14 protein-coding genes and 1 pseudogene are annotated in these 14,809 nt (G+C 56.7%); 12 read left to right on the forward strand and 3 right to left on the reverse strand.

Annotation, left to right across the window (positions count from 1 at the left end; translation table 11 throughout):
- Positions 1 to 233: 233 nt before the first annotated feature.
- The 12 genes and pseudogenes from JNB88_RS09450 to JNB88_RS09505 all read left to right on the forward strand — a co-directional run bounded on the left by JNB88_RS09450 (position 234) and on the right by JNB88_RS09505 (position 11,187).
- Entirely contained in the window at positions 234 to 548 is a 315-nt protein-coding gene (locus JNB88_RS09450; RefSeq protein WP_338110981.1) for a hypothetical protein, read from the forward strand.
- Positions 548 to 2,524, forward strand: coding sequence for an AAA family ATPase (locus tag JNB88_RS09455; protein ID WP_220355231.1), 1,977 nt, complete (start codon positions 548 to 550; stop codon positions 2,522 to 2,524). Before JNB88_RS09450 ends, JNB88_RS09455 begins: the two co-directional genes overlap by 1 nt.
- Positions 2,525 to 2,941 carry a DUF2442 domain-containing protein gene (locus JNB88_RS09460; protein WP_220355232.1) on the forward strand — a complete coding sequence of 139 codons (417 nt, stop codon included), beginning with the start codon at positions 2,525 to 2,527 and terminating at the stop codon, positions 2,939 to 2,941.
- Complete coding sequence (locus JNB88_RS09465) at positions 2,938 to 3,804, forward strand: metallophosphoesterase (protein WP_220355233.1); 867 nt, start codon at positions 2,938 to 2,940, stop codon at positions 3,802 to 3,804. The genes JNB88_RS09460 and JNB88_RS09465 overlap by 4 nt, the downstream gene beginning before the upstream one ends.
- 181 nt (positions 3,805 to 3,985) lie before the next feature.
- The gene (locus JNB88_RS09470; protein WP_220355234.1) at positions 3,986 to 4,999 is read left to right on the forward strand and encodes a hypothetical protein; all 1,014 of its coding nucleotides are present in this window, start codon (positions 3,986 to 3,988) and stop codon (positions 4,997 to 4,999) included.
- A gap of 322 nt (positions 5,000 to 5,321) precedes the next feature.
- Positions 5,322 to 5,615 (forward strand): hypothetical protein, encoded by a 294-nt coding sequence (locus tag JNB88_RS09475; protein WP_220355235.1) that lies wholly within the window; start codon positions 5,322 to 5,324, stop codon positions 5,613 to 5,615.
- A gap of 574 nt (positions 5,616 to 6,189) precedes the next feature.
- Positions 6,190 to 6,900: a hypothetical protein gene (locus JNB88_RS09480; RefSeq protein ID WP_220355236.1), complete on the forward strand. Its 711-nt coding sequence runs from the start codon at positions 6,190 to 6,192 to the stop codon at positions 6,898 to 6,900.
- 162 nt (positions 6,901 to 7,062) lie between these two features.
- Positions 7,063 to 7,734, forward strand: a pseudogene (locus tag JNB88_RS09485) (porin); the annotation flags it as partial.
- A gap of 190 nt (positions 7,735 to 7,924) precedes the next feature.
- Complete coding sequence (locus JNB88_RS09490; RefSeq protein WP_223217159.1) at positions 7,925 to 8,818, forward strand: alpha/beta fold hydrolase; 894 nt, start codon at positions 7,925 to 7,927, stop codon at positions 8,816 to 8,818.
- A 423-nt stretch (positions 8,819 to 9,241) separates the two neighbouring features.
- Positions 9,242 to 9,754, forward strand: coding sequence for an isoprenylcysteine carboxylmethyltransferase family protein (locus tag JNB88_RS09495; protein WP_220355237.1), 513 nt, complete (start codon positions 9,242 to 9,244; stop codon positions 9,752 to 9,754).
- A 99-nt stretch (positions 9,755 to 9,853) separates the two neighbouring features.
- The gene (locus JNB88_RS09500; protein ID WP_220355238.1) at positions 9,854 to 10,303 is read left to right on the forward strand and encodes an MEKHLA domain-containing protein; all 450 of its coding nucleotides are present in this window, start codon (positions 9,854 to 9,856) and stop codon (positions 10,301 to 10,303) included.
- Positions 10,304 to 10,539: 236 nt separating this feature from the next.
- Entirely contained in the window at positions 10,540 to 11,187 is a 648-nt protein-coding gene (locus JNB88_RS09505; protein ID WP_220355239.1) for an HD domain-containing protein, read from the forward strand.
- A 314-nt stretch (positions 11,188 to 11,501) separates the two neighbouring features.
- On the opposite strand, the gene JNB88_RS09510 is transcribed toward JNB88_RS09505, so the two are convergent.
- From JNB88_RS09510 to JNB88_RS09520, 3 genes are all read right to left on the reverse strand, one after another.
- Positions 11,502 to 12,335 (reverse strand): SDR family NAD(P)-dependent oxidoreductase, encoded by an 834-nt coding sequence (locus JNB88_RS09510; RefSeq protein ID WP_220355240.1) that lies wholly within the window; start codon positions 12,333 to 12,335, stop codon positions 11,502 to 11,504.
- 745 nt (positions 12,336 to 13,080) lie between these two features.
- Positions 13,081 to 14,379: a flagellar hook protein FlgE gene (locus JNB88_RS09515; protein ID WP_220355241.1), complete on the reverse strand. Its 1,299-nt coding sequence runs from the start codon at positions 14,377 to 14,379 to the stop codon at positions 13,081 to 13,083.
- A 31-nt stretch (positions 14,380 to 14,410) separates the two neighbouring features.
- Positions 14,411 to 14,764: a CREC-EF hand family protein gene (locus JNB88_RS09520; protein WP_223217136.1), complete on the reverse strand. Its 354-nt coding sequence runs from the start codon at positions 14,762 to 14,764 to the stop codon at positions 14,411 to 14,413.
- Positions 14,765 to 14,809: the final 45 nt, after the last annotated feature.

Here is a 14,809-nt window from a genome sequence, read left to right on the forward strand (position 1 = left end):
CAGCGCGCGAGCGACGCGCAGGGCGTCCGGTGGGGCAGGTATCCTCATTGCTATTGAGAAGCCGGCCCTCCGAAAAAATGTCAATTGATACCGTATGAGGTCTTTTACTATCTCAAATGGAGTCTATAAGACTCCGTACGCCTTTCTAAATGAGGGCAATGATTCGAGGACTCGCGATGCGGCATGATGATTCGGTTTCCCGCGCTCGGTTTGAAAGGTCAGGAGCGGAACTCGTGGAGAAGCTGCGACGTCTCGCCGACGACCTCGAAAACATCGACCGTTGCGTCGATGCGATCGAACCGAAAGCGGTCCTGACCAGCTGGGCTCTGGGGACCCGCCCGGTGCCCTGCCTGGTCGGCCGGCCACTCGGACATCCGATCATCGCCGACGGAAGGCCGGCGTGTTCGAGCGAACTTTTCTATCTCGATCCGGAACGCGGCATCGCGCGCACGATGTCCCGCTGGTACGGGTTGGGCGCACGCGTCGAACCGGAATACTGGGAGGAGAGGTCCCGGACGAGGGGCAAGTCGTTCGGGGATTCACATTGATGGACACCGTAGAATTTCTGGAGGTTCCAAACGAGCCCCCGCCGCCGTCGACCAGAAAGCCTCCAGTCCCGTGGAAGCCGAGCAATCCCGGCGAAGAAACCTCCATTACCCTTCCGGTCTTCATCGCCTTCTGCGGGATCGCCGCGGCACTTCGACCCTGGAACAAGAAGAACGCCAGGTTCAAGGGAATCCTTTGTCTTCAGGAGGAAGGCTGCCTTTCCGTCTATATGGCCGCCGCCCGAGTCTTCCTACACGGGGTCGCGGATTACAAGGAAGGTGCCCGCCCATTTGTCAGTGACTGGGGCGGACGCTACTCCAACCGCGACCAGTTCGAAGTCTTGGGAGTAGATCGATCAATCTTTGCAAAGGAGCCTGACAAAGCCCTGGATGACGAGGCGAGGCTCTTCGCGGACATTGTGGTGGATGTTCCGCTGCGGAGCCGGGGGCATGTCGAGGCCGCGCTCAGGCGTTTCGGGATGCCCATCGTCGAGAGAGACGTCGAACTTCTTCTTTCGGAGCCGTGGTCCCGGTTGGACAAGGCCTTCCAGGAAGGCCGCTCGCCGATACTCTCTCTTCAGAGGTTACGGCAACTTCCGTCGACGCGCTCCAACGTGCCAGAACCAAAGGTCAGTGGGCCGACACTCGCGGACATGGCCGGATACGGTCCATTGGTGGAGTGGGGGTATGATCTCGCGCGCGACCTTGCGGATTACAAGGCGGGTCGTATCCGGTGGGAGGACGTCGATGACGGAGTCTTGATTAGCGGGCCGACGGGAACCGGAAAGACGACGTTCGTCCGTGCCCTGGCCAACACCTGCCTGGTACCCGTCATCGCCGGGTCATTCTCGACATGGCAGAGCGCAGGTTCACTTAGCGACTTTTTGAAGGCCGTGCGGGATGCCTTCGAGGAGGCCAGGTCGAAAGCTCCGTCCATTCTGTTCATTGATGAAGTGGAGGCCTTTGGCACCCGAAACCGCCACGATCACAACAACGCATACATGACGACCGCCATCTCGGGGCTTCTGGAACTCCTCGACGGTTTCCATCAGCGCGCGGGTGTGGTTGTGGTCGCGGCGTGCAACCATCCACAAAACCTCGACCCGGCAATTCGGCGGGCCGGACGGTTGGATCGCCATTTCATAGTCGGGCTCCCCGACGCGCAATCCCGGCTGGCGATTTTGGCATTTCACAGTGGGTTCGAGTTGAATGAATCCCACGCCGATCGTTTCACGAAGGCAAGCGAGAATTTCTCTGGTGCCGACATCGAACAGCTGGTTCGGGACGCCAGGCGACAAGCGCGGCGGAGCCTCGAAGCCCTTTCGGCGGAACACATCATCGATCAGTTGCGGCCATTGGCGGAGCTTACCGAAGACTACCTCCGGGTACTCGCCGTCCACGAAGCGGGTCATGCCCTCGTTGCGGTCGAAATCGGCCACGGACATGTCAACGAGGTCAAGATTTCGCGCTATCGTATCCAGGGGCAACCCAGCGAGTTGGGTTATGTCGAATACGGTCAGGCCGAGGGAAGGCCGAAGACGCGGTCGGACTACCTCAACGCGATCGCCGTCTGCGTCGGCGGTTTAGCCGCCGAATTGGAACACTTCGGCACTTTCGCCGACGGTTCGTCGGGGTTCGAAACCGCAGACCTCAATCTCGCAACGGAGCTCGCAACGGCGCTCGAAGGAGGACGGGGCATGGGGCACACGCTGATTGTCGAGGACCTCCAGTCAGAGCGACTGAGAGCGTTGCGTGTCCACAATTCCGAGTTTCGTCGCCGTGTCCATGATGTCCTGGAGTGCGAACTTGTCCGCGCGAGGTCGATAATCAATGCCAACCGTGCCGCCCTTGATGAAATCGTCGGGCGTCTTATGGAAACGAAAGCCATGACGGGGGACGAGGTCGTTGAGATCGTGAAACGACACCGAAGGCCGACGGTGAGCCTTGCGAAGCTGCCGCGCAGCGCCACGGGGGCTTAGATGATGGCAAAGCGCTCGAGAAAGCTCACACATCGCCGCGGCAAGACCGGACCCGACCGAGAAAAGTCCCTGGGAGCGGGCCTCGCCGAAATTGACCTCCCGCCCCTCGGACGCCGGATCGTGATAGGAGGCGCGCGGACTGATGAACCGAGATTGCAACACCCGGCCGCAAGCGCCGCCCGCTACGACCAGGCCTCGGGACGGATCGTCGTCGAGTTCGACAACGGCTCGACCTTCACGGTTCCGGCCCGGTCGCTGCAGGGCCTGGTCGATGCACCCGAGGGCGACATCGCGGAAGTCGAGCTGATCGGTGGCATGCGGCTTCATTGGAAGCGGCTCGGTGTGGACCACCAAATCGCCCGCCTGATAATGGGTGTGTTCGGCACGCCGGAGTTCATGAGGGGAAAACAACCATGAAGCTCTGGATTGTAAGCGATATCCATCTCGAATTTGGCGAGCCTTTTTTGCAGACCCCGCCGAATGGTGTCGACGTCATTGTTTGTGCTGGCGACGTTGCGATAAAAGGCATCGTTAACGGCCTTCGTTGGTTGGCCAAGGGTTTCGCGCAGCAAATTCCGGTGGTCGTCGTCGCAGGGAATCACGACTTTTATTCAACCGCGATCGAGGAAGGCATTCGTGACGCCCGCGAGTACGCCTCCCACCTTCCAAACCTTCATTTTCTCGAGAACGAGGCGTGCGAGATCGACGGCGTCAGGTTCGTCGGCGGGACCTTGTGGACCGACTTCAGGCTGTATGGCCGAAATCCCACCGTCGCCATGTCCTACGCCGGATCTGGAATGAATGACTTCAAGAAGATCAAGCTGTCAAAGCGACCGTTTCGAAAATTCAGACCGCTCGACGCCTACCAGAAGCACGTCGAAACCCGCAATTTTATCTATGCCGAGCTTCGCGAGAACGCAGGAACAAAGACGACGGTTGTCGTCACCCATCATGCCCCATCGCCGCATTCGCTCGGCTTGGGCTTTCGGCACGATCCACTCAGCGCCTGTTATGCGTCGGACATGGAAGACCTGCTCCGCGAGGTCGGGCCTCGGCTATGGGTGCATGGTCACGTCCATCACCGTAACGACTACTTGGTCTCCGACACGCGGATCGTCTCGAACGCGCGTGGGTATCCGCAAGAGGAGACCGGGTTCGATCCGAATTTGGTCGTCGAGGTTACTCCGAATCCGGGACCAAGAGGCGAAATTGTAGACGCCGCGTTGTCCATCCTCGACCGCGCGCCCGACGCCGATCCCGACCCGGGTGACGAATTGTAGACCAACAACCACCTTGAGCGCTGGAGTTCGAATGTCCCATCCAACACCGCGCACTGTTCGCTACGACAGACGGGCCGGAACCGTCGTTGTCGAATTCACCAATCGCTCGTCCTTCGCGGTTCCTGCCCGTTCGTTGCGGGGACTGGCGAGCGCCTCCGAAAGGGAAATTGCTGAAGTCGCGTTGCTGGGCGAGACACGACTTTATTGGAAGACCCTAGAGATCGCTTTTGAGCTCGGTGATCTGATGGAAGGTCTTCTCGACCATCCGGTTTTCATGCCGGGTCTGGCGAAAGCCGCAGAGGACGCGCAGGGCGGGAAAGGCGAGCCGCCGACGGCGGAGTGGGTCGGACCGGTCATCGAGTTCCTGGCGGCGAATCTCCCGGGCAGTCGCGAATCGGGATGGCAACATCATTTCGTGACGGCCTTTCAAATTGCTTGCGAGGCGCTTGTCGCAATGGGTCAGGCCGACGAAACCATTGATGGAGCAGTACCGCGGGAAAACCCCGAGTTGCCCGCAATCTTGCCCCGCTGCGACGATGTCGCGGTTGCGGTTATCTTTCTCGCGGCTGAGAACGGGTTGATCACGTTTCTTCCGTCCGAAGACATCGGCCCACAGCAACCGCTCGGGGCAGAAAACGAAAGTCTCCATCAGCCGCCCGGATACGAGAAGTGGGCTGCCTATGCCAGTCCGGGCGTTGCTTCACTCCTGCGCATGCTGGGCTTGCTCGATGGGAACGAATGGACTGCAGCGTCCGAAGCAATTTTTTGGCGTGACAACCCCGTGGAATGGCGGATCGATTTCACAAAGGATTCCCGTTTCCTTGATGCAGTTAACGATGCATGCGAGCAGATGCCGGCGAGGATACGAGAGGAGGTAGAACGTCTGGCTCTGGTTACCGACGAAGATATCGCAGTATACATGACCGGGGATAGCGAACAGGACGAGGGGGCCTCAAAAGAATGGGTGCTGAGGATGCCGCCAAAAACTCACGAGGAGGTGAGGGCGACTATACACTGGATAAGGCGGTATGACTTCGATGCACTTTTCTACAAATCTTGGCGGATCGACGAAGGCTGGCTGACCGAGGACGAGGCAAAACGGGCACTGGAGATTTTCAACGATGCGCTTGCCATCGCGATGAGGAAGGCCGTGGCCGCGCGGATGTATCCGCACTGGCCTCATTTAGCCGAGTAACGTCATTCAGGTAGCCCTGGTCATCCTCCTTAGCCGCGATGGAGAGGCCCTCTACGCTGAAGCGAAGTGATCCTTGAACAAATACGGTGTTTCGGAAAGCGACTGAGATGGTTGTTTTCAGCGGCATGCTTTGAATCAAGTGAATCGCCTGGAGATTGCGCGCGTTCATGAAAGCGTGGCGAGGTTTTTCGCAAAGCAAATGCGGAACTGAAAATTGCGAGACGGTCCGAGAAATCAAATCAGCCAAATGCCCCAAACCGGCTTGACCCGATCAGGCGCTTAGGCCCAACATTCTGACAACGGAAATTGTTGGAGAAGGAAAATGACCGAACTTTTGACTGCCGCGATTGATCGCCTGAAGATCATGCGGTCCGATACGGAACTTCTTGTCAACGCGCTGGCTGGGGCCGTCGTGCTTGCCGCCGCCGAAGATGCAAGCGCTAACGCCGCGATCAATTACGATGACATAACCACGTTGCATGCGCAGCGCAAAACCGAGGACCAAAAGGTCGCGCTGCAGCTCGCATGGCGCGAAACGCAAACCTTGGCGATCGCCATCCAGAAGCGACTTGATGGCTTTCGCGAACTGCAAGATCGTTTCGCCGAAGCTGCGTAAGGTGGCAGGGGTTGCAAGATGCCCACTGCTGTCGGGGGCATCTACCCGTCTCATAGCGTGCCGTTGCCTCCGTGGTAGTCCCTGACACCTGCAAGCAATCTCGCATTCCCTGTAGGGCCTTCGCAGCGAGTTCTGAGCCGCTCGAACTTCCCAGTCGTCGGTGGTACTTCCGCTCCTCAGGAGCTTTCTATCGAATTTTTACAATGCGAAGTTACGTGGATATGGGCTCTTGCGGCCGAAGCGGATCCACGGCACGCTAAATGGGCACCCTCGCTTTTTATTGTAGGAGTCAGAGCGCCAATGTCGTACGAGATCCACGTGGTCCGGACCAAGTTTGATACTATAGATGAAACCGGGTGCGTCATTAGTACGAAGTATGGTGCTCGCTGAACGAGCTCGCCTTCATGGGCACTCCTCTGCACATTCTCACAGGCTGATGTAGCCAATGCCTCCGGCTAGCTGCGCCCAGCGGCTATATCCAATCGCCGGTGAAAACCGTTCTATCAAAGTGTCTTTTCCCAGTTGTCGCCGACGAAATCTGGCACCATCCTTGTCTTACAAGGGAGCCCCGAGGATGGATCAGAAGATTGAACTTACCGACGTGCAGGAGCAAAGGCTGGATCTGTATTATCGACGGCAGTTGGCTTCGCTGCTTCGAAAAGATGCCACCGAAAAGAGAGTTGAAGAGGCATTGTCAATCACGCGGGACGCTAGTTTGCCGAGAGTCGCATTGGAATTTCGGGTAGCAGAATACGGCTGCATTTCTGACCGGTGGCCCTTTGAGAAAGGACTAGGCGCAGCTATCGAAAACTACGTGTCATCTATTCGACGCATGCAGATGGTCCGGTTCTCAAACAGCTCGTTCAATGGTCTTACTGAAGAACATCAAGAGGCATTCGACGCTGTTGTATCATCGGCGCGGGTCCTCGAAGACCTTGAATGGCCTGTCAACTGGGAGCAGAACGTGCAGGCGATTTTGGAGCCGACCGAATACGGCCTTCGTGGCGGGAAATTAGTTCATCGGTTTGAGAATTTGCCGGAACTCACCACATTGGGCGACGAGATGCTTCTCCTTGGAACCCTGACTTTTTACAGTCAGTCGCGGTCCGGTCACCGAGACCCCAAGCCTTTCAAAGCTGTGCCTTTATCCGCGGCCAACAGCGCTCGCTACGGCAACATCGAGCTCCATCTTCGTCGTCACGATGAACAGGTACCCGATCGGTTCAGATATTGCAGCGACTGGATGGCCATTGCTTCCGATGGATGCCAAAGGATAGCGATTTAGAGTGGCTTTTTTGAACGCCTTGTTTTCCGGCTTTCCATGCGCGTCAAGCGTGGAGAAAGCCACGGTGGATTTCCCGCAATTCAAGCACGGGGCTGACTGGTGACAGGCAGCCACACGAAATTGGCGGGATAGGGCAAGAATGGCTCGTCGGCACCAAGCCCGATCCGGAGGTCGGACTTTCAAATGCACCATGCGATTGTAGCGGCGCAGCCGGAACCGTGGAGTATGTCCGAGTTTGCGACGCCTACGGCACGGGCTACTTTTTCATTCCCGGCTCGGATACCTGCCTCAAGATTGGAGGCTATATTCGTACGGAGGTTCGCTTCGGTAGGGATATTAGCGGAACTTCCGACTGGTCATTCTTCACCAGAGGTCAGGTTTCGTTCTCATCGAAGAGCGATACCGAGTGGGGCACGCTCACTGGCCTCATCACGCTGCGGACAAACATCGATGACGAGACGTTCCTGAATGAAGGATATATCGACATCGCTGGCTTGCGCGTCGGTATGCAATATAGCTGGTGGGATGATGATGCGAGCGGCGAAACCGACATTCTCGCCACAAACGACACTCGCTGGAATGCTATTCGCTACCAATACGGGTCGGATAATTTCGATTGGTTTGTCGCTCGATGATCTACCGGATGATTTCACGGATGGCCCGAACGACTACGGCGTTTCTGGTCAGATATACGGCAAGTATGGGCCAGTCAGCGGTTATCTCCTTGCCAGTTACGATCAAGACTCTGATGAGGTCGCAATTCGTGCGATTGGATATGCCGATATCGGCCCAGGCCAGCTAGCCGTTTATGGACTGTGGGCGAGCGGCGCGAACTGACGATGCGCGGCCCTGAGGGGCCGGGCATCCTTTGGACTTTATGGGTCGGCCGTAAACGATGGTTCTATATACGTCCGGCTGAGTTTCTCGTCTTCAGGACGTCCCATTGGACGATTTGGAGTGTGAGATGAGAAGATTTGCTGCTGTTGCCTTGGGACTCTGGGTTCTAACAGGTGGTAGTCATTGCATGGCGGAGGCCGTATTGGCCGATAGTCCGTCCGCCAGGACCAACTCGATAGTCGACGGGAAGTCGAGTGTTGACGGTGTATCCTACCATTACCTACTTGCTCGCGGTGGATCAAAAACGGTCGTTCTGCTTCATGGCTGGGGGACCACATCCTACATGTGGCGATATGTTATGCCAGACTTGGTAGCTCGGGGGTACACGGTTCTCGCGCCCGATCTGCGCGGGTTGGGCGATACGGCAAAGCCCGCCGCCGGATACGAAAAGGCGGCTATTGCACAAGATATTCGGAAACTGGTGGACAATCTTGGTCTTGGCCCTACGATAAATCTAGCAGGCCACGACATGGGCGGGATGGTCGCTTACGCCTACGCTGCTCAGCATCCCGCCGAGGTCGAGACTTTGGCGATTTTGGACGTGCCGTTGCCGGGAATAGAGCCTTGGGACGAGTGGGTCCAGGGCCCACGCACCTGGCATTTCAGATTTCACGCGCTGCGAGACGTTCCGGAAATGCTGATTGCTGGGCGTGAGCTCGAATACCTGAAATGGTTTCATAACGTAGAAGGTGTCAATTCGCGCGCATTCGACAACGAGGCGGACGAAATATATGGCCGTTCCTATTCTCAGCCTGGAGCGCTTCGTGCTGGTTTCGAATACTATCGCGCGTTTCCTGAGGACGTCGTAGCGAACAGGACCTTCGCTCAGCGCAAGCTTAAAATGCCTGTCCTCGCGATGAGCGGTGTTGGCGGATTAGGCGCGGTATACGGCGACCATATTGGCCACGTTGCGAGGAACGTTCGTTCTGTGGTCGTGGAGGGGGCGGGGCACTGGATCCCCGAAGAACAACCCGCAGCCGTGACGACTGCACTGACTGCTTTTTTGCCTCCGCCAAAATGAACAATGCGGCCGGGCCGGCGATCCTTACGGGTCGTCGGCTCCAAGAGGCCGGACTTCGGCGAGGATGCAAGCACCAAGTAAACGTCTTCGATTGCTCCGCCGTCGGTCGATGTTACCCAAAGGATGTCATCAACTCGGAAAACTCCAGTTTGATCGGAAATCAAGTGGAGTCGGAATGTCATTGGGCTGCCGGCTTGTTTGAAAGGACTGAGATCAGAGTGCGATATTGCTCTATCCGGCGATTGCTTGCCGTGCATCCTAAACTTCGGTTCACCTAGCAGCACGCTTCGTACGAATATCCGGATGGTTTCAATGCGCAATCAAACTGAAGTGTACGTTGTTTGAGGTGTCGGTACCTGATTTGACAGGGCAGCTCCGATGCTCAGAAAGCTGATGCATCTGTGACAGTTGATCGAGATATCCATGGATTCCCTTCTGCCGACTTTCATCTTGCTCGCCTTCGCCGTCCGCTTCGTGAGTTTGGCTGTATCAACGGTCAATGAAATTCGCCTGCGGGCTCTCGGTTCCCGCGAAATTGGGCGTGCCAACACGATAACTCTCGCGTTGTCCCATGCGGCATATTATGTCCTGGCGACAGTAGAGTGGCTACAGAATGACACGCCGGTGGTGACATGGATATGGCACAAGTGTGCTGCTGTACTGCTGTCGATGGTCGAGTTGGTCTTTGTGATTAGAAGTCTCGGCTATATTTGGACCGTGAAGCTCCTGATCGCGCCGGACCATCCGCATATCAAATCAGGGCTATACCGAATCTCACGGCACCCAAACTACTTCCTCAACGTGTTGCCAGAGCTGGTTGGATTCGCTGTAGCTCTGAATTCTTTTTGGACGCTGATTCTCGGCTTGCCGCTTTTACATGATCCCGCTGTCTATCCGGATCCGACAGGAAGAGGCGGCAATGAATGTCGCCGTTGAGTGCTATTGAGGCACCCCCTCCCATACCAGTCCGCCGCCCGCCCAAGGTCTATCGACGTCTTGGGTCTAAACTGCGTTAACCCTTCTGGAGCCACCCAAGTGCCGAACCTATCTACTGATCCTGCCTTTTTCGAACTCCTGACAAAGAGCTACCTGCGACTGGTCGGGCGGCCACTCGTCCACCTTGGCTTGGGTCCTGCTTGGCTATACGGAGAGGCTCGTTTTGTCGTGGTAGCGCACAACACCGATTCTGACCCGAGGTTTGTTTACGCGAATCGAAGAGCCCAAAATCTCTTCGGTTACGGATGGTGGGAATTTACCGCTTTGCCCTCACGGCTCTCGGCTGAAGCACCGGAAAGAGAAGAGCGACAACGATTGCTCGATGCCGTCACGACCAATGGCTTCATTGAGAACTACCGTTGTCTCCGTGTGCGCAAATCGGGTGCTCGGTTTAGAATGGAAGACGGTCTTGTCTGGCAGCTATTGGACGAGGATGGGAAGAGCCACGGCCAGGCAGCAACATTCTCAAAATGGACCGACCAGGTCTGACGGGCTGCGTCATCGGCTATTGAGATGTAATGGAGGCTGATATCGGAGAGTGCATGAGGCTGCGACGGATTGTCATCGAGCAGGCGTTCCGACAATGCAAGCGTCGGGGATCAGCGGGCGATCCGAGTTGGATCGAATAACGGTCTGGCTACACACAACGTATAGTGACCAAGATTTTCCAAGTTATCTAACAATACCATCCCAGTGGAAGTCGAAATGCTACCCCAGAGATGAAGATGTCCGTTGAGAAAAAGCGAATCCTAGCTGGCGTTGTTGTGCCGGACACAGAAATAGTGCGGAAGGCCTTGGAGTACGCTGGAAAAGTATACGAGCCATATCTGTTCAATCACGTGGTGCGATCATGGCTGTTCGCTGTGAGCCTGGCAAAAATCCAGAATGTCGATCATGACGAAGAGGTCGTGGCGTTGGGTACCCTTTTGCACGATGTGACGTTGAACACCTCCTTTCAGGGACCCCGCCGCTTCGAGGTGGAGGGAGCAGATATCGCGAGACGTTTTGCTTGGGAGGCCGGCGTTCTAGGCAAGCGTGCGCAACTCATCTGGGATAGCGTTGCGCTCAACTCCACTCCGTCGATCGGGCTCTACAAAGAGCCGGAGGTAGCGCTGTGTACAGCCGGCATCTGCCTCGACGTCGTAGGACTGCAATATTCTCGGATCTCGGTTGTCGAGATAAGAGCGATCGTCCAAGCTTTCCCACGGCTAGGACTGAAAAAGAAGATGACCAGCTGCTTTTGCCATATGGTTAGAAACGTCCCCGAGACAAGCTATGACAATTTTCTGCGCGACTTTGGCCAGCGGTATGTACCAGGTTATCAAGTGCCATCTTCAGCAGATTTCATCATGGACACTCCGTTCGATAGCTAGCGGGCGGTAGTGGGCCTCACTTTCTGTTGGATACGCCTGAGCAAAAAGTCTCGTTCAATAACCGTCGCAAAAAATTGGTGCGCCGTCGCAGATAGCGTTTCTCCAAGCCGAGCCAAGCAAAACTAAGGTATAACTGTTCCCGAATGCCCGACGGAGTAACATATAATCGTCAAGATCGCGGCCCTCCCCCTCCCAAGCGACTTGACCTCTCCTCGGCTCCCTCATTGCCGAGGACAGCGGACGCCACGTCCTTATAGTGGGCCGTCTTCCCGCCGGAGACGGCCCCTTTTTCTTACGAGCTATAGGAATCAGGATCAGTTCGAGAACCCGATTGACTCGCTGACGGCCAACCATTTCGCGGCGTCCAGCGCCCGCGATCGATCACCACCATCTACGCGCTTCACCGCATCGCTCCCAAGCAACAGATGTTGTGGTAACTCTGAGCTCAGCGGAAGGTCGCAGATAACCGCGGCACACCTTCGCGGATCGCCCGGCTCCTGACCAACGATCGTCTTGCCGAACTCCATGTTTGGCCCAATGATCGCTTCGTAGTCCGGCAAGAGTTCAGGTGGATGTGCAAGGGCGGTCGCAGTCCAGTTTGTCCTGAGGCTTCCCGGTTCGATGGAGACAACTCTCACGCCCAATGGGCCGACTTCTTGCGCGAGAGCTTCCGAGAACCCGCTAACCGCAAATTTCGCCGCGCAATAGGCGACAGTTCCCGCTGCCGCAACGCGCCCGGCGGATGAGGAGATGTTTAAGATGGTACCCGACCTATTTGTGCGCATTATTGGTAGCACGGCGCGCACCATGTTGACGACACCGAAGAAGTTCACATCGATCTCGTGGTTGAATTCGTCGGCACTCGTCTGCTCAAATGGTGCAACGCGCGCGAAGCCGGCATTGTTGACCAGGACATCGATCCCGCCAAAAGCGCGAACTGTCTCACGAACGGCTTTCTGGCAGAGGGTTTCAGCAGTAACATCAAGTTCGGATAGGCGGATGCTGTCACCATATTGGCGATCAAGGTCCTCCAATCCTGTGAGGTTTCGCGCGGTCGCCATCAACCGATCGCCGCGTGCCAAAACGGTCTCTGCAATCGCGCGCCCCAGGCCGCTCGAGCACCCAGTCACCAACCACGTCTTGACCATCTAATATCTCCTTGAGAGTTGAAGCACCGGCTAGGTAGGCGGGGAGAACCAGGGCCCGAAAGTGCGCCTTGTTGGACGCAGCGTCCAAGACCGGGCTGCGACCGGCCCTACAACGTTGGCTGCCTCAGGGTCGAGTCCGGTATCTAACCGCAACTTCGATGGACCTCACAAATGGAGGACTGTACAGCTTGCCAACTCGTTCACCTGCTTTCAGCTGCAGCGCGACGGCGCAGTTCGCCGAGATCTGGGCGCTTTCGGGTACAATGAACGTCGAGCTTGGCAGTGATGTCACGTCGAGAGTCCAACAACTCTTTGTCTCAACATCCAGGATCATGAGTCTAAGCAGAGCGAAATCGCTCCACTCGCCAAGCCTTCCGGTATCCCAATTCCATGTCAATGAAACCACACGGCTCGGATGGGTGATCAGGAATTTTGGGCAGAGTGCGACTCCGTTGACCCACTCACCGCCGATAAGAGCAACAGGCCCAGGTCCTGAAGCTGTCCAGTTGGCGAGGCGGCCTTCAGGTGCCCCGATTGTGCGGGTGGACACCATACCCCCGAGCCGCTGCAAGGCGTTCTGCTCTTCTGCGGAGAGAATAAGTTTTGTTAGCATTATACTACCGGATGTCGAGGCGATACAAAGCGACGCTTAATTTCGCGTTCTAGCGAGATGAAAAGGCGCGGTTGGCAATCAATGGAAGGACCGAAGCCGGGCGCACGGCGGTAGCGCCCGGCCGCGTATCGATTATCTCTTCAGGTTTACGAGGACGTCGAGGATATCGGAGCCCGTCTGGAATACCTTTGAGTTGGCGGTGTAGCTGCGTTGCGCTTCCACCATCGTCGTCAACTGATCGGCGAGGTCCACGTTTGAGCCCTCAAGCGAACCGGAATTGATGACACCAAGTCCGTTCGTTTGGGGGAAGCCTGTAACAGTTACGCCCGAATCTCCGTTGGCAGCGTAGACGTTACCATTCAGGGGCGTTAGCAAATCCGGGCTTGCGACCGTCGCCAGAGGGATGCGGTAAATCGGCTTGGGGTCGCCCGACTTGTAGATTGCGTAAACCGTGCCGTCTTTGTCGATCTTGATATCCGTGACGGCGCTTGGTGCCTGTCCATTCAGCTGACCGTTGCCGGAGAAGTCGGACGCGACTTGGCCCATTTTGCTGAAGTCCATGTCGATCGTGTTGCCGGTCACCGGGTCGTCGATGGTGACTGTGCCGGTACTCGTCTGCTTTCCGTTCTCGTCAAAGGTCAATGTCTCTACAGCAACCGCGTCGCTGGAATAGGGGAACGGGCTATTTCCAGACGCAGCGTCAGCATGGCGGAACATCGCAATTTCCCACGTCGAATCGACTGGTGGGGTAGCCGTCGGATCTCCCGCTGAGGTTTTAGTGAAGTACAAATCGTACATCACTGTATTGCCGAGGTTGTCGTAACCGACGACGGACATCTTTTTCGTGTCCGCCGTTGTGGTGGACGGATTATTCGCGCTCGGGAGTGTATCTGTCCCAGTGGGCGCGACAGTCGCGTTAGAGTTTAGGTTGCCGCTAAAAGATCCTGCATCGGATGGCCTTGCAACGAGACCTCCGAGGTCTTTGACGTTGATTGGAACGAGGCCATCAAAGCCGTTGACCACGACCGCGGGAGATCCGGAAGTGTAAGGGTATCCCATCAGGGTGTATTGCGCCGAGTTCTTGAGATTACCATTCTCGTCAGGGAGAAAATCGCCCGCCCGCGTCAGAACCGTAGTGCCGTCGTCGCCCTGAACAATGAAGAAACCATCACCCTTGATCGACAGATCACTCCCCGACGTCGTCGCACTGTAGTTGCCTTCAGTTGTGATGGAATATCGTGTCGTGCTTTGCACGCCACCAGAGTTGTAGTTGCCGGAAGAGCCCGGCACCACAAGTGTGGAGAATGCGATCGACGCGCTCTTGTAGCCGACCGTGTTGACGTTAGCGATGTTGTCCGCAACCGTGCTCAGACGATTTGCCTGCGCGTTCATGCCGGATATCGCAGTTTTCATGCTGCCAAAGATGCTCATTGAAATGCTCCTGAAGTAACGATTGAAAAGGTTAAGTGCGTAAATTGCGCAGGCGTTCGGCGTAGCCGGGATCGAGATGTCCGACGCTCACTGGAAACATTTTCGCGAGGCCGTCGCCAAGCTCGGTCTCGTTGACCCAGCCCTTGCCGGTTGTGTCAATTGCTGCCCACCGTTCCTCGTTGCCTGCAACATCGTTCGGATTGTTACTGAGTTCGGCGAGACGAGCTTGGCCAGCCATGTACTCATCCTTGGTCACTCGCCCGTCCTTGTCGGAATCAGCCCAGTCGAGAGATTGGCGAGCCATGCGCGCGTGAAAATCGGCGACCAGTTGGCTATCGCTCGTCGCGGGCGGAGCCTTTGTCCGTGCCGAGGAAGGTAGAGCCATCCTCTCGTCCGCGGCTATTGGCGGCTTGTTACTGGCCGGCGGAAT

It is taken from the genome of Rhizobium cauense (assembly GCF_019511525.1).
GTDB lineage: Bacteria > Pseudomonadota > Alphaproteobacteria > Rhizobiales > Rhizobiaceae > Rhizobium > Rhizobium cauense.